The sequence below is a fragment of the Saccharibacillus endophyticus genome, assembly GCF_013185185.1.
Taxonomy (GTDB): Bacteria; Bacillota; Bacilli; order Paenibacillales; family Paenibacillaceae; genus Saccharibacillus; species Saccharibacillus endophyticus.
Genome location: NZ_JAAZWE010000003.1, coordinates 585726 through 607215 on the forward strand (window position 1 = coordinate 585726; position 21490 = coordinate 607215).

Annotated in this window: 11 protein-coding genes; all 11 read left to right on the plus strand. The window is 55.8% G+C overall.

The genetic code is table 11. The annotated features are described in order from the left end of the window. Nucleotides 1–191 precede the first annotated feature (191 nt). The 11 genes from HRQ63_RS13995 (at nucleotide 192) to HRQ63_RS14045 (ending at nucleotide 21247) form a co-directional block, all read left to right on the plus strand. Nucleotides 192–1802 (plus strand): hypothetical protein, encoded by a 1611-nt coding sequence (locus tag HRQ63_RS13995; RefSeq protein WP_172244730.1) that lies wholly within the window; start codon nucleotides 192–194, stop codon nucleotides 1800–1802. Between the two features lie 128 nt (nucleotides 1803–1930). Next, nucleotides 1931–2689, plus strand: coding sequence for an exodeoxyribonuclease III (locus HRQ63_RS14000; RefSeq protein WP_172244732.1), 759 nt, complete (start codon nucleotides 1931–1933; stop codon nucleotides 2687–2689). 424 nt (nucleotides 2690–3113) lie between these two features. Beyond that, nucleotides 3114–4973 carry a sensor histidine kinase gene (locus HRQ63_RS14005; protein WP_172244734.1) on the plus strand — a complete coding sequence of 620 codons (1860 nt, stop codon included), beginning with the start codon at nucleotides 3114–3116 and terminating at the stop codon, nucleotides 4971–4973. After that, on the plus strand, nucleotides 4948–6477 hold the full coding sequence (locus HRQ63_RS14010; protein ID WP_172244736.1) for a response regulator transcription factor: 1530 nt from the start codon (nucleotides 4948–4950) through the stop codon (nucleotides 6475–6477). The genes HRQ63_RS14005 and HRQ63_RS14010 overlap by 26 nt, the downstream gene beginning before the upstream one ends. Nucleotides 6478–7135: 658 nt before the next feature. Next, nucleotides 7136–8611 (plus strand): ABC transporter substrate-binding protein, encoded by a 1476-nt coding sequence (locus HRQ63_RS14015; RefSeq protein WP_172244738.1) that lies wholly within the window; start codon nucleotides 7136–7138, stop codon nucleotides 8609–8611. A gap of 90 nt (nucleotides 8612–8701) precedes the next feature. Further along, nucleotides 8702–9631 (plus strand): ABC transporter permease, encoded by a 930-nt coding sequence (locus HRQ63_RS14020; RefSeq protein ID WP_172244740.1) that lies wholly within the window; start codon nucleotides 8702–8704, stop codon nucleotides 9629–9631. 54 nt (nucleotides 9632–9685) lie between these two features. Further along, the gene (locus HRQ63_RS14025; RefSeq protein ID WP_172244742.1) at nucleotides 9686–10627 is read left to right on the plus strand and encodes a carbohydrate ABC transporter permease; all 942 of its coding nucleotides are present in this window, start codon (nucleotides 9686–9688) and stop codon (nucleotides 10625–10627) included. A 341-nt stretch (nucleotides 10628–10968) separates the two neighbouring features. Next, nucleotides 10969–13320 (plus strand): glycoside hydrolase family 3 N-terminal domain-containing protein, encoded by a 2352-nt coding sequence (locus tag HRQ63_RS14030; protein WP_172244744.1) that lies wholly within the window; start codon nucleotides 10969–10971, stop codon nucleotides 13318–13320. Nucleotides 13321–13327: 7 nt separating this feature from the next. Further along, entirely contained in the window at nucleotides 13328–16420 is a 3093-nt protein-coding gene (locus tag HRQ63_RS14035; RefSeq protein WP_172244746.1) for an alpha-mannosidase, read from the plus strand. Nucleotides 16421–16571: 151 nt separating this feature from the next. Then, the gene (locus HRQ63_RS14040; RefSeq protein ID WP_172244748.1) at nucleotides 16572–17891 is read left to right on the plus strand and encodes a glycoside hydrolase family 125 protein; all 1320 of its coding nucleotides are present in this window, start codon (nucleotides 16572–16574) and stop codon (nucleotides 17889–17891) included. Continuing rightward, nucleotides 17888–21247 carry a glycoside hydrolase 5 family protein gene (locus tag HRQ63_RS14045; RefSeq protein ID WP_172244750.1) on the plus strand — a complete coding sequence of 1120 codons (3360 nt, stop codon included), beginning with the start codon at nucleotides 17888–17890 and terminating at the stop codon, nucleotides 21245–21247. Before HRQ63_RS14040 ends, HRQ63_RS14045 begins: the two co-directional genes overlap by 4 nt. Nucleotides 21248–21490 lie beyond the last annotated feature (243 nt).

Below are 21490 nucleotides of genomic sequence, written 5' to 3' on the forward strand. Positions count from 1 at the left end.
AGGGTGCTTCCCTGCATCGTTCATGTAAGATTAAGCCAAATATAGCATAAGAAATCGAACCCTGTCAACGAAAAGGGAACGCAGGTTCGAAAACGAAGACCGGCGGCCGCCTTTTGGCGGGAAAGACGCTGAGGCGGTTTCATCGATCAAGGCAGGCGGGTACAAAAATGCAGTGAGCAAGGAGGGATAGTTTGAGGGATGATGTATACGCAAACGGCGATCCGTCCGGCGAAGACGGCGAAAATCAGGTTCCGTCGATCCGGCGCGTTCCTTTCGTTTTGATGTGGATCTGCGCCGCGGCTGCATGGTCCGGGATAACAGCGGCGTTTTATCTCGGTACGCGAGAGCTTTGGACCTTGGTCGTTTTGACGCTGATCGGCACTGCGTTTTTCGTTTTCCTGACAATCTCTCTGCGAAAATCAGCCTTCTTTTTCCTGCATATGCACAAGGAAAAAGAAGGAAAAGCATACATGCCGCATGAAAATTTCGTGCTGCACCGTCAGCTGCTGGACATCCGGATCGCCGATCCTCGGGTTCGCGAAGCGCTGGTCAGCCTTGACGGCTGGGCGGTGCGCAATCATAACCGTCCAGGGCGAACGTACGGGTCGGGCGCGAATCTGGTTCTGCGCCTGGATGATGAGCAGGACGGGATCGTTTACGTGAAGACCTTTCCGTTCCGCAAACGCGAAGACGAAAGCCTGCTCGGCGAAATTCTGCTCCGGCTCCATGCTTCGGGCAAACCGGTATACGCGACGCGGCTGAACTTGAGCGAGCTGCGCGCGGAAGATTTTGCCGAAGCCTACGATTCGCTGCCCAAATCGCTTTACGATTCGCGCCGGCCGTTCGAACTGGGCAAACGCGTGCCAGCAAACGAATATGCTTTTCCGTATCGGACGCCTCGCATGCTGGAGCGCAAAGAGCGGAACCGCCGCCGAAACGACGCGCGTTTTTTCCGGCCTCTTCATGCGGCGGCGCTGACCGTCAATTTTCTGCTGGCGCTGCTTTGGATTCCTTCATGGACCCCGGATCGGGGCGAAGCCGGGTTTGCATGGCGCGACGATTGGAGTTCGGGCTCGCTGGCGCTGCAAATTTTTAATTTGACGATCTTTATCGTTGCGGGACGTTACTGGCGCGGGACGAACACTTTGAAGCAGCTTTGGCGGCCTTTGCGGGACGCGGCATGGATTTTTATCTTACATACGGCGGGGTTGGTAACCGCGGGTCTGTACACGCAGGGAGTTTGGGAACGTTGGCAGCCGCTCGCCAGGCTCGATCTATGGTTGGGAGCCGGCCTGTTGGTCGTCTTCGGCTTGGCGCGCATCATGACGGCGCACGACAGGCGACTGGCAGCGTTGGACTCGGTAGACGCCGAAGGCGAGCGGCTCGACACGCGGGAACCGGAGAAAAAAGAAACGGCAGTCGACCGGGTTTTGCAAATTTTGTTCGCCTCGGTATTGGTCATGAATTTTCTGGTTGCTTGGCTGCTGCCTCATTGGAAGCATGATGCGGCATCGGGAGGCTACGAAGGGTTGGGAATCTACATGCTGCTGAGCGCCGTGCTGCTTCCCGTCGCAGGGGCGTATTGGCGCAAAGAAAGCAAGTGGCAGGTCCCGATTTACGGAGCGCTTTCCGTCTTCTTCGCCCAGTTTGCCGGAGCGATGCTGGGACTGCCGCAGGAAAAGCTCTGGGCAGAAGCAGCCGAGGCTTTGTTTACCCATATGCTGGTTCTGCTGATCCTGCTTTATCCGCTTTTCGCGGTGCTCAAAGGCATAACTTTTCTGCTGGGAAAACGAAAAACATAACCGCTCGGATCAAGGAACGCGACATTAATGCGAAGGTTAACCTTGGAAGGCAAGGTATGGTACACTGGCTGTTGGAGGGCGTGCGAACGTGCCTTCGACAGCTTATTTTCAGTTAAGGAGAATGCGGCTTGAAATTGATTTCTTGGAACGTGAACGGCCTGCGGGCCGCCGTCAATAAAGGCTTTACCGAATATTTCGAACGCGAGAACGCCGATATTTTCTGTTTGCAGGAGACGAAGCTTCAAGAGGGCCAGATTACGATCGAGCCTACGCGCGAATATCACCAGTACTGGAACTATGCGCTTAAAAAAGGGTATTCGGGCACGGCCGTGTTCACCAAGATTCGCCCGCTTGCGGTCCGTTACGGCATGGAGACGGATTCGGAGGACGAAGGCCGGATTTTGACGCTGGAATACGACGGCTTTTACCTGGTCAATGTCTACACGCCGAACGCCAAACGCGATTTGACCCGTCTTCCGTACCGTTTGGAGTGGGAAGACCGGTTCCGGGAGTATTTGAAAAAGTTGGACGCCGAAAAGCCGGTGATCGTCTGCGGAGACCTCAATGTGGCGCATAGGGAAATCGATTTGAAAAATGCCCGTCCGAACATCGGCAACTCCGGCTTTACGGACGAGGAACGCGGGAAAATGACGGAGCTGCTGGCTTCCGGATTCATCGATACGTTCCGTTATTTTTACCCGGACCAGGAAGGCGTCTATAGCTGGTGGTCCTACATGGCCAAGGTCAGGGAGCGGAATATCGGATGGCGCATCGATTATTTCCTCGCCTCCGAGCGTCTGGCTCCCAAGTTGAAGGATGCACGGATCGACGGTTTGATTATGGGAAGCGATCATTGCCCGGTCGTGCTGGAGACGGAGGATCTGTAGTCCCGAAACTCGGAAAACATGCGTGCCCGAGTACGTTGGATACATATTCGGGCGCGCGGTTTTGATCGGATGGACAGCTTCTTTAATTTGAACGGTGCTTCTTTATTTTCACCACTTATTGAAAGGGGTTTCATTCGATATGGTAAAGGAATAGGAGTAGGCGTCCATGGAAGATTTATGTCCGGTACGAGTGGACAGATACAAGTTAGAGTGCGAAAATAGCCAAAAACGAAAGCTAGGTAGTGTACGCAAACTCGGGCGACGTGCATCTTGACCTGCCTTTTCGTCCTCAGCGGATGTCTGCTTGAAGCGTATAGTCATCCACCAATGGCCGCGTCATTTTCCTTGCTGAGAACGAAAATTCAACTCAATCTGCTCCCGGCGGAGTTTGCATACATGCCCTGGAAAGAAGGAGGAGCAGAGTATGGATATCCTGGGTTTTTACCGAAGAACCGTCAAAAACAATCTCTTCACCAAGATCGTTCTGCTCTTCTCCTTCATTACGATCGTCACGATTATCGCCTTCTCTTATTTCATGTTCGTCTCGATGTCCCAATCGGCTGTTCGCCGGGAATTGGACAATCAGAGGGCGGCCATGTCGGCGATCGATCGTTATATCAGCTTGCGGGTCGGCGAAGCGGATTCCATCATGCCGGATATTTACCGCGACGATGCGCTGTCGATCGACCTGTCCGCTTTCATGATGACTCCTTATTCCGACTATATTCGTTATCGGCTGGATCGTTATACGGAGACGGGCATCGATTCGGCAAGCGCCAAAACCTATATGGAAAACGTGCTTGACGCGCGAGCCGATATCCGGGCGCTTATCCTGTACAGCAGCGAGCAGCAAGTCCTGTATTCGTTCGGAAACGACGGCGAGTTTCGGACGGTTGCCGTCAATGCGTCCCAGTCTTACGTGCCGGATGCGATGGCGATCGAAAATGCGAACGTGGCCGAACCCAATGCCTGGGTCAGCCGCGCGCTGGGTAAAACCGGTGAAGCCATGTATTCGGTCACGATGCCGGTCAACGACAAGCAAACCTTCAAAAATCTCGGGCAGCTCACGGTCTGGTTCGACTCTAGTCGGCTGTGGAATGCATTGACCGCGTATGAAAAAGAGTTTAAAGGCGATATTTTCGTCCTATCCGCAGACGGTCGAGTCTTGTTCGACACGTCGGGACATTATTACGGGGAGCGCTTTCCTTATGCGGAGCGGCTGGATTCGGTCTACGACGTGAATCCGTCGGGACCGTCCGCGGAGGACGGCGTTTATCTCAACAAACTGGCTTCGACGTCCGGAGGCTATACGGTCGCGGGCATCATGAGCCGCGCCGATGCTGCCGAGTCTTACCGAAGTTTGCGAAACACGATCGTGACGATCGGCGCGATCTGCATCGCGTTCGCGATCCTCGTGCCCTCGTTGTTCATATTCAGCTTCGCCAAACGCACGAACCGCATCATTCGCCTGACTCAGCGGGTCAAGCGCGGAGATTTCCAAAGCCGTCTGAATGACAAAAAGGACGATGAGCTCGGTCAGATTTCCAGCGGCTTCGACGACATGTTGGATGAATTGAACTTATACATTGACCGGGTCTACAAAGCGGACATCAAGCAAAAACGCACCGAACTTGCCGCTCTGCAAGCCAGGGTCAATCCGCATTTTCTGTATAACACGTTGGAGGTCATTCGAATGCGTGCCGTATCCCAGGGCGCGAAAGACGTGGGCGAGATGATCTACAGCTTATCCATGTTGTTCAAAAGCTTCGTTCAGCAAAAAGAGCGGCACACGCTGAAGGATGAACTCGAAGCTTGCCGCTTGTATCTGGAGCTGTTCCGGATTCGCTACAAAGATCGCCTGGCGTACGATATTCAGGCCGATCCGGAACTGCTGGACGCGGAAGTGCCTCGATTATCCGTTCAACCGATCGTGGAGAATTACATCGTGCACGGGATTCGAAGCCGCGATACGGATAACCGCATCGTAATTTTTGCGGACCGGGAGCAGGGCGATATTGCGGTAAGGGTACGCGATAACGGTCGGGGGATTTCAACGGAAAAGCTGCGCGAGCTTCAAGCCGGGCTTCAGCGCAAGGAAGAAGAGGCGGAAGGCGAAGGCGGCTTCGGAATGCGCAGCGTGCACGAACGATTGCGTTTGTTGTACGGGCCGGAATACGGCATCGCGCTGCACAGCGGGGGAGCCGGTCAAGGAACGTCGGTAGAGATCCGGTATCCGGATTCGGAAGAGGGGGAGCGGCATGTACAAAGTATTTCTGGCGGATGACGAACCGTTCATTACGGAAGGCTTGTCCGATATTATCGATTGGGCTTCGTTCGACCTGGAGATCGTAGGCAGCGCACAGGATGGTCGGGAAGCGTTCGAGGCCCTGCAAGAGACGGAAGTCGATCTGCTTATCACCGATATCTCGATGCCGGAGATGACCGGATTGCAGCTGATTCGCCGGGTACGGGAAGTTCGTCCGGAGTTGAAAGTCATTATCCTCAGCGGTTTTAACGAGTTCGATTACCTGAAGGAAGGCATGAAGCTGGGCATTGAAAATTATCTGCTGAAACCGATCAATGTCGAGGAACTTGAGGCATCGCTCGTCAACGTGACCGAAAAACTCCGCCGTGCCGAGCGCGAGGAGAAGTTTGGCGCATTCGGAGCCCGGATCATTCGAGACAATGTCCTGCATCGCTGGCTGACGGGAGAAATTTCGCAGGCCGAGTTTGCGGAGCGGGCGAGCTTGATGGGCATCTCGTTGCGGCATCCTCGGCTCGGCGTATTGATTTTGCGCGCGGTTGAAGAGAATCAGGGGCTGTCTCTACAGGTAGAGGAAGGACTGCATGACGAGCCGGAATGCGTCGTTTTTCGGGACATGGACGGTGACGCGGTAGTTATCGTGCCTTTGACGGCCGATGCGTGCAAGGACCGATTGCTTGCCGTATCTTCGAAGCTTGCGGAGCGACTCGGAAAGGAAGGTCTGCGTATCGGCGTGGGTAGCATCGGTCCTATGCCGCAGCACGGTTCCGTCAGTCGTTCAGAAGCGAAAAAAGCGTTGGAGTATGCGCTTGTCGACCCGCAGCGCCAAGTCTTCGAATACGCGCCGCCGGTTGCCGGAGGTGCCGGCTCGGGAGCCGAATCGACAGGCCTGTCGAAGGCGGATCTGGGCCGGGAGTATACGCGCCTCGTGCTGGCACGCGATCGCGACGGGCTAAAGCGAAGAATCGGCGAGGATTTCGTAGCTTTAAGCAAAGTAGAAGGCATGACGCCGGAAGAACTGCAAAACATAGCGCTCGGCGTCTGTGCGGATTTTCGCGTTGCATTGCGCGAGGTCAAGCGCGAGGAGGACGGCGAACCGTTCCTTCAGGTGCTTGAACGGATTCGGGCCGCTTCGCATATGGAAGAGCTGATCGAAGCGGTTCGGCGCGCGGCCGAGGAGACGGTCGGCCTGCTTACGCGGGATACGCGGAGTCCGGTCGTGCAGCAGGTGCTCGGGCATGTGGTGGCTCATTACGGCGAAGAGCTGTCTTTGAAAATGCTCGGTTCGCAATATCATATTCACCCGGTCTATTTGGGACAGCTGTTCCATAAAGAAACGGGCGAGACGTTTACCGACTATTTGAACAAATACCGGATCGAACGCGCCAAAGAAAAGCTGCGCACCACGACGCATAAAGTACAGGATATTTCGCGCAGCGTGGGCTATTGGGAGACCGGATACTTTTACAAACAGTTCAGGAAGTACGTAGGAATTTCTCCGACGGAGTATAAGGCGCTTCAATAGGAAAAGTACTCTTCAGCGGAAAAGCGACAGAGTTGGACAGGCTTTAGGAAATAACAAATAGGCAGTGGCGGATACCGACTACCGGATAACAGTTGAAGGGTTAAAACAAGATGTTGCACATTGTGCAAGATTAAATTCCGAATAAGCGGGTTTCGCCGAGCCGTGTTGTACAAAATGCAGCATTAAGCCTCCAATCTTGCTCGTATAAGGTTATACCGGCTCGAAATATTGCATAACCTACAACTTGGACGTCCCAATCGCAATTTTAAAAGTATAAATGTTGCATAGTGTACAAGATGAGTCGGAAAATCTTCAATGTCCGTGTGTGCGATGTGCCTGTTGATAAGCGTTCGGGAATCTGTTTCCGGCTGTTTCTACACCGCTTAAAAAAACAGGGCCGTCGACGAAGCGCTTCGCAACGTATATGATGTTCCATCAGTACCGTTTTGCAAAAATGAAAGTTTTTCGATGTTATTTTCATGTAAATAAATCTTTCTAATTCATGGAAGAGATCGCCCTTTAGGCGGTCTTTTCTTTATTTTGTACCCTGACATCTTAGTTTTCACTTCTTTTTGAAAGTGCTTTCATCGTTTAGAGTGAAGTTAGTTCTTATCGCAAGACACAAACAGACAGCAATTCAAAAGAGGAGGTCTATTTCATGCAAAAAGGCAAGAAGAGATTTTCGCTCGCAATTACCGCACTGACGGCGCTTAGCGTCGCGCTTTCCGGGTGCGGCGGCGGAAGCGCGGCTTCGGGCGGCGAAGGTACATCGGAGAAACCCGTCGAGTTGATCTGGTATACCATCGGTACTCCGCAAAAGGATGTCGACACGGTCATGGCCGAGGTCAGCAAGTACACGACCGAGAAGATCGGCGCAACCGTAACGATGAAAATGATCGACTGGGGCGATTACCAACAGAAGATGCAGGTTATGGTCGCTTCCGGCGAGCCGATGGATATTATCTTCACCTCGTCCGGCGGTTTCGATTATGTGCAAAATGCGCGTAAAGGCGCGTTCATGGAACTGGATTCCCTGATCGACGAGTACGGTCAGGATCTGAAAAACACTATCGACCCGGCTTTCCTGGAAGGATCGAAGGTGGACGGACACAACTACGCGATTCCGGCAAACAAAGAGCTTCCGCAGCAGGAAGTATGGCGTTTTAACCAAAACCTGATCGACGAATACAAGATGGATACAAGCGGGGTTCGTACATTGGACAGCCTGGAACCGCTGCTGAAGACGATCAAGGAAAATGCGCCCGACATTACGCCTTTCGCCATGGATAAAAACTATATTCCTTATGTGCCTTACGATTACGTGATCCAGAATCTGCCGATGGCCGTGAAGCTGGATACGACGGACTACAAAGTCGTGAACATTCTGGAAACCCCGGAAATGAAAGAAGCACTGACGACGATGCGCAAGTATTATCAAGCCGGTTATATCGCTCCGGAAGCGGCAACGACAGGCTCCACTTCGGACCTGGGCACTTCGGGCAAATGGCTGCTGGACCGCGCGCAGACTCAACCTTTCGCGGATAACGTCTGGTCGACGAGCAACGGCTACCCGATCACGTCGACGCCGGCCAGCGATGCGATCATCACGAACAACTCCGTGCAAGGTTCCATGATGGCGATCTCCGCCAACTCGGAATACCCGGAAAAAGCGATGGAGTTCCTGAACCTGCTGAATACCGATCCGGCGCTGCGCAATATGGTAGACTCCGGCATCGAAGGCACGCACTACAAAAAGACGGCCGACAACCGGATGGAAAACCTGCCGGAGTCGAAAAACTACGATATGCCTTCGTACTCGCTGGGCAACAACATGCTGCTTTATTTGAACCCGAACGATCCGGACAACAAATGGGACGAGTTCAAAACGTTCAACGAATCCGGCGTGGATTCCCCGATCCTGAGCTTCAACTTCGATCCGAAGAACGTATCGAGCGAACTGGCTGCGGTACAAAACGTGAAGGAACAATTCTGGTCCTCGCTGATGACCGGTACCGTTGATCCCGAAACGTACCTGCCGCAAGCGATCGAGAAGTTCAACCAAGCCGGCCTTGAGAAAGTTATGGCTGAAGCGCAAACGCAGCTTGATGCCTGGAAAGCGGAAAACGGCAAGTAAGATTGACCGAAACATAGAGGGGGCGGGCGGTGAAAGGATCGCCCGACCCTTTTTTTAGACGGAGCGGATTCAAAGGAGGATGGCATACTCATGGGAAACTTTTTCAAAAACATAAACCGCAATAAGGCGCTGCTTTTCATGGTGCTGCCGGGGACGATTTGGTTTTTCTTCTTCTCTTATCTGCCTCTCGCGGGCACGATCGTGGCGTTCAAGGAATACCGCTTCAGCCGTGACGGGTTCTGGGCCAGCATTTTCCGGAGCGAATGGGTCGGCTGGGACAACTTCAAATTTCTGTTCAGTACCGATGATGCCTTTACGATTACGCGAAATACGCTGCTTTATAATCTCGCGTTTATTATTCTGGGCCTGATCTTTTCGGTATTGTTGGCGATTATTTTGTCCGAGCTGGTCAATCGCAAGTTGTCGAAAATTTATCAAACCGGGATGTTCCTGCCTTACTTCCTGTCCTGGGTTATCGTCGGTTATTTCGTATTCAGCTTCCTGAGCATGGACCGCGGCCTGCTCAACCAGATTCTGGGCTGGTTCGGAATGGACCCGATTCAGTGGTATTCGGAAGCGAAGTATTGGCCTTACATTCTGATTATCGTCAACCTGTGGAAGTCGATCGGGTACAGCAGCGTCGTCTATCTCGCGGCGATCTTGGGCATCGACAAATCGCTGTACGAAGCGGCCATGATCGACGGAGCGAGCAAATGGCAGCAGATCCGCGGGATCACGATTCCGATGCTCACGCCGATCATGACGATCATGACGCTGCTTGCCGTCGGCAAAATTTTCTACGCGGACTTCGGGCTGTTCTATCAGGTTCCGAGAGATTCGGGTACGTTATACGCGGTCACGAACGTAATCGATACGTATGTCTATCGCGGGCTGATGACGACGGGCGAGATCGGGATGAGCGCAGCGGCGGGACTGTATCAGTCGATCGTCGGATTCGTGCTCGTCATCATCTCCAACTACGTCGTTCGACGCGTGGACAAGGACAGCGCGCTGTTCTAAAAAGAAAGCCTGACAGAAAAACACCACCGTCCATTCAGAAAGGAAGATACCGGCATGCAAACGACCCGCAATTCCGGCAAAGCCGGACGAATACGAAAACCTCGCGATTTCCACCAGATCAGCAAAGGCTGGAATATCGCGTTCAACTTGATCGCCGGACTGTTCGCTCTGGCCTGCGTCTTCCCGTTCGTCTTCGTGGTCATCATTTCCCTGACGGACGAAAGCGTGCTGGCCAGCGAAGGGTACCGCCTTATTCCGTCGCAGTGGAGCCTGGACGCTTACCGTTACATTTTCGAAAGCGGCGATACGCTTCTGAGAGCGTACGGCGTTACGATCGCGGTAACCGTGATCGGCACGATCGTCAGCTTGATCATGATCTCGCTCTATGCGTATGCCGTATCGAGAAAAGGCTTCCGTTACCGCCGTTTCTTCTCGATCTTCGCGATTCTCACGATGCTGTTCAACGGCGGGATGATCCCGACCTACATGATCGTGGCGCAATTGCTGGGGCTGAAAAACAGTATCTGGGCGCTGATCTTGCCGCTGGCGATGAACGCGTTCTACGTCATGATCCTGCGCACGTTCTACAGCACCAGCGTGCCGGACGCGTTGGTCGAGTCCGGCAAGATCGACGGCGCGGGCGAATTCCGGATTTTCCTGAAAATCATCGTGCCGCTGTCCCTGCCGGGTCTGGCGACCATCGGACTGTTCAGCACGCTGGGCTACTGGAACGACTGGTTCAATGCCCTCCTGTACATCGACAATCCGAATCTGGTTCCGCTCCAATCGATGCTGATGCGGATCGAATCCAGCATGCAATTCATCCAACAAAACTCCGCCAACGCGAATATCAGCATGGCCGCGCTCCAATCGCTGCCGCAGGATACCGCGCGCATGGCGATGGTCGTCCTGGCGACGCTGCCGATTATTTTCGCTTATCCGTTCTTCCAACGCTATTTCGTGCAGGGTTTGACGATCGGAGCGGTGAAAGAATAAGAGGAACCGAAAACGGGTTCGAAAAAGATACACCCCTTAAAATAAAAAAACCGCCCGTGTAAGGTGGCTAAAGTGTCGAAAAATCCAACGTAACTGGAAGCGAGAAGGCGTAGAGAGAAATTCAGTGAAGGAGCTGAAGCATTTCGAAGAAATGCACTTCGGAAGCATATGCTATGTATCGCCTTTGAAATGGAGAAAATTCCGCTAAGAATTCAATCTTTTTTCTCCATTTCACCACGCGACCGAAACGAATTTCTCTCGGAGGCTTCTCGCTTCCCGCGCTTACGTCGCCTTTTCGACAGACTGTCCACTTTATAAGACGGCGAAGGAGGATGCCCGCAATGACGGAACGGACAACGACGACGGATACAAACACGGAAAAACCTTGGCTGGACGCGGCGCTGACCGCCGAAGAGCGGGCGAAGCTTCTGCTCGCGGCGATGACGCCGCGCGAAAAAGCGGGACAGCTGATTCAGCCGTTCGGCTGGATGACATACTCGCGTCACGAAGGTAAAGCGGAATTGACGGAGAACTTTAAAGAGCAGGTGCGTCAGGGAGACGTCGGTTCGCTGTACGGAACCCTGCGCGCCGATCCGTGGACGGGCGTAACGCTGGAAACCGGACTGTCTCCGGCAGAAGGCGCCGAAGCGGTTAACGAAATTCAGCGTTATGCGGTCGAATATTCAAGACTCGGCATTCCGCTGCTCATCGGCGAAGAATGCTCGCATGGACATATGGCGATCGGAGCGACGGTGTATCCGGTACCGCTGGCGATCGGCAGCACCTGGAATGTCGATCTGTATCGCGAAATGTGCCGGGCAGTCGCCGCGGAAACTCGCGTTCAAGGCGGAGCGGCGACATATTCGCCGGTGCTCGACGTCGTGCGCGATCCGCGTTGGGGACGGACGGAAGAATGTTTCGGCGAAGACCCGTTCCTGATCGGGGAAATGGCGGTCGCGTCGGTCGAAGGTCTTCAAGGCGAAAGTCTGGACGCGGAAAACAGCGTTGCGGCAACGCTGAAGCACTTCGTCGGCTACGGCAGCTCCGAAGGAGGACGTAACGCAGGCCCGGTATCGATGGGCTGGCGCGAATTGATCGAGACGGATTTGTATCCGTTCGAGCGGGCGGTCAAAGCCGGAGCCGCTTCGGTGATGCCGGCTTACAACGAAATCGACGGCGTGCCGTGCACGACGAACGAGCGTCTGCTCGACGGCATCCTGCGTGGCGAATGGGGCTTTGACGGTCCGGTCATTACGGACTGCGGCGCGATCGACATGCTGGCAAGCGGCCATGATACGGCCGAGGACGGTGAGGACGCAGCGCTGCAATCGCTGCGTGCGGGCATCGATATGGAGATGTCCGGCGTGATGTTCGGCCGGCATCTGCTGGCGGCGTTCGAAGGCGGACGCCTGGAGCCGGAAGTGTTGGATGCGGCGGCTCTGCGCGTGCTCAAGCTGAAGTTCCGGCTCGGACTGTTCGAACGTCCGTACGCGGACGCGCAGCGTGCAGCCGAAGTGATCGGCTGCGACAAGCATGTAGGCATTGCCCGGCAGCTCGCTGCCGAAAGCGTCGTTCTGCTGAAGAACGACGCAGGTGTGCTGCCGCTGCCGGATAACATCGGCAAGGTGGCGGTCATCGGTCCGAATGCGGACCGGGGATACAACCAGCTCGGCGATTACACGTCGCCGCAGCCGGAAGGAAGCGTGACGACGGTGCTGCGGGGACTGAGCGAGCGGCTGGGGGAAGAGCGCGTGTTGTACGCGCCGGGCTGCCGGATTCGCGGCGAATCGCGCGAAGGGTTCGCGCGAGCGACGGAAATCGCGGCACAGGCGGATGCCGTGGTGCTGGTGATGGGCGGATCGAGCGCCCGCGACTTCGGCGAAGGGACGATCGATCTGCGTACCGGGGCTTCGATGGTGACGGGCGAAGCGATCAGCGATATGGACTGCGGCGAAGGAATCGACCGCATGTCGCTGGAGTTGTCGGGCGTGCAGCTCGACCTGATTCGCGAAGTTCATGCCGCTGCCGCGGGCAAACCGATCGTTGTGGTGTATATCGGCGGACGTCCGGTGGCCGAGCCGTGGGTGGAAGAACATATCCCGGCGCTGCTTCAAGCCTGGTATCCGGGTCAGGAAGGCGGCCATGCCGTTGCCGATATTTTGCTCGGCGACGTGAATCCTTCCGGTCGCTTGACGATCTCGATTCCGAAGCATGTCGGCCAGCTTCCGGTGCATTATCGGGGCAAGCGCTCGCGCGGTAAGCGTTATTTGGAAGACAACTCGAAGCCGCGTTATCCATTCGGCTATGGGCTGAGCTATACCTCTTTTGATTATTCGCAGCCGACCTTGTCGGCATCTCGATTATCGTTGGAGCAATTGACTGCCGGCGAAAAGGTTACGGTATCGGTGCAAGTCACGAATACGGGTCAGCGCGCGGGAGCCGAAACGGTGCAGCTGTACGTTTCCGACGTCGTTAGCGCAGTGACTCGCCCGGCGAATGAACTCAAAGGCTTCCAAAAGGTAGAGTTGAAACCCGGAGAGACGGCGAATATCGAATTTCAGATCGGCGCGGAGCAGCTCCGCTATATCGGACCGGACTATACGCCGGTCGTGGAACCGGGTTTATTCCGGTTGAAGGTCGGACGGAACGTTGAAGATATACGCAGTACAGATTTGATTGTCGGAGAGGAATGAGACCACGATGCAGCGTTTGAGACGTTTTATCCGGGAGTTGTCCCAGCAGCAATGGTTGAAGCAGATGGAGTGGAAGAACTGGGACATTACCCGCTCCACTTACGGGCTTCCCGGGGAGTACACCGATATCGAGCCTTATCCGCAGGGCAAGGAATTGAATCCTTTCCCGAGCAAAAACGGCACGACTTACTTCTTCCGCTCGAAGCTTGAGGTTCCGGCGGATTGGCATGCGGATTCGGTCGGCCTGATCTTCGACTGCGGCGGCGAAGGGCTGCTGCGTGTGAACGGCAATTCGTATCAGGGTATCGATGACAACCATACGTACGCTACGCTTGATTTGAAGCAGGTCGGCCATGAGCCGGAGCTTGAGATCGAGATGTTCGATATTATTCCCGAGCCTTACGACCCGTTGAACGAACAGGCGACGATCAAGCCTCCGATCACGGCGGTTCGCAGCTTGATCGTGCTGCCGAACAAGCCTGTACGCAGCCTGATGTACACCGTGACGGTGGTGCGCGACTCGCTGGCGCTGCTGCCGGAGACCGACTTCCGCCGCGTCCGTCTGCTGGAGGCGTTACATAGCGCGATGGATGCTTTTACCGGGCTTCGCCAAGACGAAGTTGCGGAAGCTTCCGCCGTAGCCGCGATCGAGGAGCAGCTGCGCAGCCGCGTGCGCGAGATCGGCGGCAACAACGCGGAAGGGCAGGAGATTATGGTCGGCCAATCGCATATCGATATCGCCTGGTTGTGGCCGGTGCGGGAAACGGTGCGCAAAACGAGCCGTACCTTCTCCAGCGTCGATACGCTCATGAACGAATACCCGGGCTACCTGTACACGCAAAGCCAGCCGATCCTGTTCGATTTCCTGAAGCAAAACGATCCGCAGTTGTATGAACGCGTGAAAGCCCGGATCCGAGAAGGGCGTTGGGAACTGGTCGGCGGCATGTGGGTCGAGCCCGACCTGAATATTCCGAGCGGCGAATCGCTGATGCGGCAGATGCTGTACGGGCAGCGCTTCTATCAAGAAGAATTCGGCAAAATCTCGCATATCGAATGGCTGCCGGACACGTTCGGGTACTGCGCGTCGCTGCCGCAAATCCTGAAGCACGGCGGCGTGGACTACTTCATGACGACCAAGCTGAACTGGAACGACACGAACACCTTCCCGTACGATCTGTTCCATTGGGTAGGCATCGACGGAACGCCGATTCTGTCGTACCTGAACCACGGCGTCAACGAGCACACGCATCCGAAAGACATTCACGAACACTGGCAGTCTTACCGTCAAAAAGACAAGCACGCCGAGCAGATGCTGCTGTACGGGCACGGCGACGGAGGCGGCGGCGTCACGCGGGAAATGCTGGAGTATATCGACCGCGCCGATCTGATGGTCGGACAGCCGGGCAGCCGTTACGGCACGGCGACGGAGTTCTTCGAAGGCATCACCCAGGCGGACCCGGATCTTCCGATCTGGCGCGGCGACCTGTATCTGGAGCTGCACCGCGGCACGTATACGACTCATGCTTACAACAAACGCGCCAACCGCAAAGCCGAGATCCTGTACCGCGAAGCGGAACTGTGGAACGTGCTGGCGGCCGGAGCGGCAGGTTCGGAGTCGCACGAAAACTACGGCGAAGCGCTGGAATCGCTGCATAAAGGCTGGAAGCTGATCCTGCTCAACCAGTTCCATGACATCATTCCGGGTTCGGCGATTACGGAAACGTATCAGACTTCGGATGCCGAGTATGCGGAAGTGTTTGCGGAGGGGCAGCGCGGATTGTCTATCGGCGCGGAAGCGATGGCGGTGCAGATCGATACGCAGGGTGAAGGTGCGCCTCATGTCATTTTCAATAGTCAGGGTTGGAGTCGCTCGGCTGTTGTGCGAATCGAAGGCGCAGCCGGACAGGCCGCTTACGATTCGGAAGGCAAGCAGCTTGAATCCGACTCCGAAGCGGGTGATCTGTTTGTGCATATGAACGATATTCCGGCGCTGGGTTACGTGACCGTTTGGCTGCGTCCTGCCGGGGAAACTCAGGCAGCGCAAGCTTCAACGGACGCTTTCCCGGATGTCTGGGAGACTGCGCATTACACGGTTCGTTTTAATGAAAACGGAGAGATCGTCTCGCTGCTTGATAAAGCCGCGAATCGCGAAATCGTTCAGGCCGGCGAAGCCGCGAACGCGTTCCAATTTTTCCATGACCGTCCGACCGAATGGGATGCGTGGGATATCGATCCCCGCTTCGAACAGCAGCCGGCCGGCAAAGCGGAACTGCTCGATAAAACGGTGGTGACTTCCGGAGGCGTGCGCGACGTGCTGCGTTTCCGTTGGAAATTGAACGAATCGACGATCGAACAGCATGTGATTTTCTATAAACACGATCGTCGCATCGACTTCAAAACGCATGTATCCTGGAACGAAGCGCATAAGCTGCTGAAGGTTGCGTTCCCGGTCGATATTCTGGCGGAAAAAGCGACCTACGAAATTCCGTTCGGTTCGCTGGAGCGTCCGACGCATCGCAATACGAGCTGGGAGCAAGCCCAGTTCGAAGTCTGCGGGCATCGCTTTGCCGACGTATCGGAGCGCGGTTACGGCGTCAGCCTGCTGAACGATTGCAAATACGGCTATGACATTCAAGGCAGCAATATCCGATTGTCCCTGCTGAGAGCGCCGAAGTGGCCGGATACGCAGGCGGACCTGGGCGAGCATGACTTCACGTATTCGCTGTACCCGCACGAAGGAGACTGGAGAAGCGCGAACACGGTAAAAGCCGCGGCTGCGCTGAATCAGGAAATTCCCGTGATCCGTGCAGAAACTCGCGCCGGCAGCCTGCCGTCGAGTTCTTCGCTTATCGATTTCGACGGTACGCATGTTATTCTCGATACCGTAAAACCAGCCGAGGACGGAAGCGGCGTTATTGTGCGTCTGTACGAATCGGCAGGAGGTCGAGAAACCGTTAAGCTTGGCTGGAAAACGCCGATTAGCCGCGTTGTATCGTCCGGTGCGCTGGAAGAAGACGGCGAAGCGCTGGAGCTGATTGACGGTTCATCCGTTTCCCTGTCCTTCAAACCGTACGAGATCAAAACGATCAAGTTGATCTAATCTAATCATGGCTTGATCCATATGCTGCGCCGACGCTTTTCGCTCAACCATCCAAACGACGGCTTTCGCTGCCGGGACGGTGATCGGCGGGGCGTCGGCTTTTCTTTTCAACAGAGATTCCGGTACATCAAACGAAAAAGGAGCGATTAACTTGGAACAATTCCGCCTTCCCAAAATCCCGATGCCCAAATTCGAACTTCCGCAAGCCGTGCAGGACGTGCTGGCCGAGGCCGACGTCGCGCTTGCGCATCGTCCCAAGCTGCTGAAGCTGTTCAAAAATTGTTTTCCCAATACGCTGGAGACGACGACCAAGCTGATGGACGACGGCACGACCTTCGTCATTACGGGCGATATCCCGGCAAGCTGGCTGCGCGATTCGGTCGAGCAGGTGATTCATTACGTGCCTCTCGCCAAAGAAGACAAAGACTTGCAGCGCATCATCGGCGGGCTGGTCAAGCGTCACGTGAAATACGTCCTGATCGATCCTTACGCCAACGCGTTCAACGAAACGGCCAACGATTGGCACTGGAACAAAGGCGACGGCACCGAGATGTCCCCGTGGGTCTGGGAGCGCAAATTCGAGATCGACTCGCTGTGCTTCGTGGTGCGTTTGGCTTATCTATATTGGAAAGAAACGGAGCGTACGGACATCTTCGACGAAAGTTTCCGCGAAGCGATGGAAGCGATCGTGAACGTGTTCCGTACCGAGCAGTACCACTTCGAGCAATCGCCGTACCGCTTCACGCGCGACAACGGCATCGAACACGATTCCCTGCAAAACAAAGGGATGGGCATGCCGGTCAACTATACGGGCATGGTCTGGTCGGGCTTCCGTTCCAGCGACGACGCGTGCGATTTCCATTACAATATTCCGGGCAACATGTTCGCGGTGGTGGCTTTGCGCCAGATGGGCGAGTTTTTCGAATGGATTTTCCGGGATCAGGATTACGTGCGCGAGCTGAAAAAGCTGGAGCAGGAGATCGATCGCGGCATCCGGTTGTACGGTACCTACCGTCACCCGGAATTCGGTCCGATCTACGCGTACGAGACGGACGGCTTCGGCAATTACTGCCTGATGGACGACGCCGGCACGCCGGGCCTGATGTCGATTCCTTATTTGGGATACGTCGGCGCTGACGATCCGGTCTACCAAAACACGAGACGCTTCGCGCTGAGCAAAGAAAACCCGTTCTATTATGAAGGCACCGCGGCAAAAGGAATCGGCAGTCCGCATACGCCGCCGGATTACGTGTGGCATATGGCACTTTCCATGCAAGGCTTGACGGCTTCGTCGAAAGAGGAGAAGCTGGAGTTGATTCAGATGCTGGAGAACACGGACGCGGGCACCGGATTCATGCACGAAGGCTTCCATGTGGACGACCCGACGATTTTCACGCGAAAATGGTTTGCCTGGTCCAACAGCCTGTTCTCGCAGCTTGTCTATAAGGCGATGAAGGAGGATATTTTGTGAGCGAAACGTATTTGAAAAAAGCGGCGGAGCCGACCAATAAAAAGGTGATCTTTTTCCGCGACCCGAGCTTTCCGGCTTCCGGCCCGCTGCCCGGCTTGAAAGAACTGGGCGCTTACGGTCTGGTGACCAGCGCGGCCGATCTGGGCGACGCGCTGAACGATCGTTTGGGCGACGGCGACGGCGTATTGGTCAATCTGCATGCGCCGTATTTTCCGGAGAGCGCCTGGACGGCCATTCTGGGCTTTCTGAAAAAAGGCGGCGGTCTGCTCAGCGTCGGCGGCGCGCCGTTCAAGCGTCCGGTACGTCAGGAAGGCGGACGTTGGCGGATCGGACCGGAGCAAACGGGGTATCACCAACAGCTCTTTATCCACGAAACGTTAGCCGTAGAAGCTAAACAAGCGGTTCGTCTGGAAGCTTCGCCTGAGCTGCCGCTGCTGGCCGGCGACGAGGCGTTGTTTGCGGCAGTGGACGAGAACGGCGCCGCGTCGGGAACGGGAACAATCGGAGCGACCTGGAACCTGGTTCCGCATACGACCCGCGACGCCGACCTGCCGGAGCAAATGGGTTCGGCAGGTACGATGAGTACCAAGATCACGCCGCTGCTGCGGGCCTATGATTCTTCCGAGCGTCCGATCGCGGCACCCGTGGTGCTGTGGGAGCAGGTGCGCGGCCCGTTTGCGGGTTCCCGCTGGGTATTCGTGAACCGCCCGTTGACTGCTGCGCTTGCGGAAAGTCAAGGGCTTGAAGCATTAGCGCGTTGGGCGGCGTTCGCCGCGCGCGAAGCTATCGAACTTTCGCTGGCACCGGATAGCGCCGTATACGAACCGGGCGAGCGTGCGCGGCTGAAGCTGCGCGTGCAGCGGATTCGTCGCGCAGGGGTTCCGGCCAATCTGCCTGCATTCGTCGAGCAGCATGACGTCGATTCGCTGATTTCCGGCGGCAAGGTGTCGCGCATCGCGAAAAGCGGCAGCGGACAAGGCGAAGGAAGCGGAGCAAGCAAAAACGGAAAAGCTGATCGGACTGCCGCGGGCAGCGGCGCCGAAGCGCAGCAGCTCGGCCAAGCCGGAGCCTGGACGTTCCGATTGTCCGTAACGTCGCCTGACGGCTCGGAAGCTTACTCCCAGACCCTTGAGACAGCCGTATCCCGCGACTGGAACGTATTGAATATCGTGCTTCCTTTCGATATTAACCCGGGCCTGCACAACGTCACATGTCATGCACAATCGCCGGAAGGCGAAGTTCGCATGCTCAGCCAGGGATTCTGGGGGCAAGATCATGAACTGTTGGCATCCGGTCAGCCGATCTCGTCCAATCGAGATTACTTCGTGCAAGACGGACGTCCGCTTCCGATCGTCGGCATGACCTATATGACTTCCGACGTGGCGCGCAAATTCCTGTTCCTGCCGAACGCGGCGGTCTGGGATCGCGATATGGCGGCGATGGCGAAAGCGGGCATCAACTGGATTCGTACCGGAATCTGGACGGCTTACCGCAATATCATGCAGGTTGACGGCCATGCGTCCGAAGAAGTGCTTCGCGCGATCGATGCGTTTTTCCTGACGGCCGCCAAGCATAACCTGCACGTGACCTTCACCTTCTTCTCCTTTACGCCCGAGACTTGGGAAGGCAAAAATCCTTATCTCGATCCGCAAAGCGTCGAGGCGCAGAAACGCTTTATCCGCTCGATCGTCAGCCGCCATACGGAGACGACGCATGTGGATTGGGATCTGATCAACGAGCCGTCGATGTTTGATCCGTTGAAAATCTTCTCGGCCGGACCGCGTTCGCTGCGTGACGAGTTCGAACGCGCGGCTTTCGTGACTTGGCTCAAAAAGCGTCATGATTCCGTCCACGAGCTGCGCGAGCACTGGAACATGACGCCGGCCGAGCTGCCTTCGTTCGAAGCGGCCGCGATTCCGGAGCCGGAAGAAATCAATTTCGACGTGCAGGATATGCACAAAGGCAAAAAAGGAACCCGCTGGCTGGATTACAGCCTGTTCTCGGTCGAGATGCACAGCGCTTGGGCAGCAGAGCTGACCTCTTCGATTAAGCAGCTTGTTCCTCATCACCTGGTTACGGTCGGCCAGGACGAAGCGCAAGGCGCCCAGCGTCCGTCGCCGCTGTTCTATGAAGACGCCGTCGATTATACGACCGTGCATTCCTGGTGGTTGAACGACAGCCTGGTTTGGGACGGGGTGTTCGCGAAAACGCCGGACAAGCCGAACGTCATTCAGGAGACGGGCATCATGTACGTCGAAACGCCGGACGGCCGGGCGAAACGCAGCGAGTTCGAACTGCGCAATTTCCTGGAGCGCAAATACGCGTATGCCTTCTCCACGGGCGGCGCGGGCGCGATCCAATGGATTTGGAACACCAACTTCTATATGGATAATGCCAACGAGTCGCATATCGGGGCATTGAGAGCCGACGGCACGGAAAAACCGGAAGCGGACGTCTCGTACGACTTCGGCCGTTTTATGGCTCGAATCCGTGATTTGTTCCAAGGGCGAAAACTTGAAGAAGTGGCGGCGGTGTATCCGTATTCCAACGACTTCTCCAACCGTTCGTTCGCGGTGGAAGCGACGAACCGGCTGACGCGCGTGCTGACCTACGATCTGAAGCTGCCGTTCCGCGCGGTATCCGAGTATCGGCTGGATTCGCTCAAGTCGAATCCGGCCAAGCTGATCTTCGTGCCGAGTCCGCACAACATGGACGAAGACGCCATGAAGACGCTGCTGCGAATCGCGAAGTCCACGCAGGCGACCTTGGTCATCACCGGTCCGGTCGGGCTGGATGCGTACTGGCACGAATCGGATCGCGCGGATAAGCTGCTTGGCATCCGCACGCTGAGCAACGTGCGCCGCGAAGAGATGTTGGAGCTGGACGGCAAGCGCCTGCCCGTCTCGTTCGGCGGACGCCGCATTGCGGAGACGCTGAAAGAAACGCCTGCCGATGCGGAAGGCCGCGCGGATCAAGTCGTAGACGTGCCGAACGGCAAAGGACGCCTCATCTGGAGTCCGCTTCCGATCGAATTGGGTACGGGCGACTCGCCGATTGCCGAATTGTATCGGTACGCCGCGGAAAAAGCGGGCGTCGTCGACGATCTGGAATGGTTGGCGGGCGGCGAGCTGACAGGGATTTATGGACGCAAGTTGAAGTTTGCCGAAGGCAGCCTGTACGTATTCGTGTCCGAATATGCATGGGATGCCGAAGTGAAGGTTCGCGATCGGGCAACGGGCCGGATCTACGGCTTCACGCTGGAAAGCGAGCGCTCCGCGTTGTTCGCAGCGGATTCGGAAGGGCAAATTACAGCCGTTTATCGGCCGGAAGAAGTGGAGATCAAGGTCGGCGATTAAAGCGGCGATTCAACATCTGCATTCAGAAAAATATGCGGCGGAAGAGAACTTTTCTCTTCCGCTTTTTGTGCTGAATTCAGCTATTCCGGAAGCTTCTCGTCATGCCGAATCATTTGCTTCCTGAGTCACATCGCGGTGTAAGGGTTAAAAGGAGAAAGTGCAAAGATGAGGTTTTTTGTCGAAAAATTCGATAAACAGCCGTACAGACTTGCCTTTATTTCTTTTACACTCAACAGGAGGTGC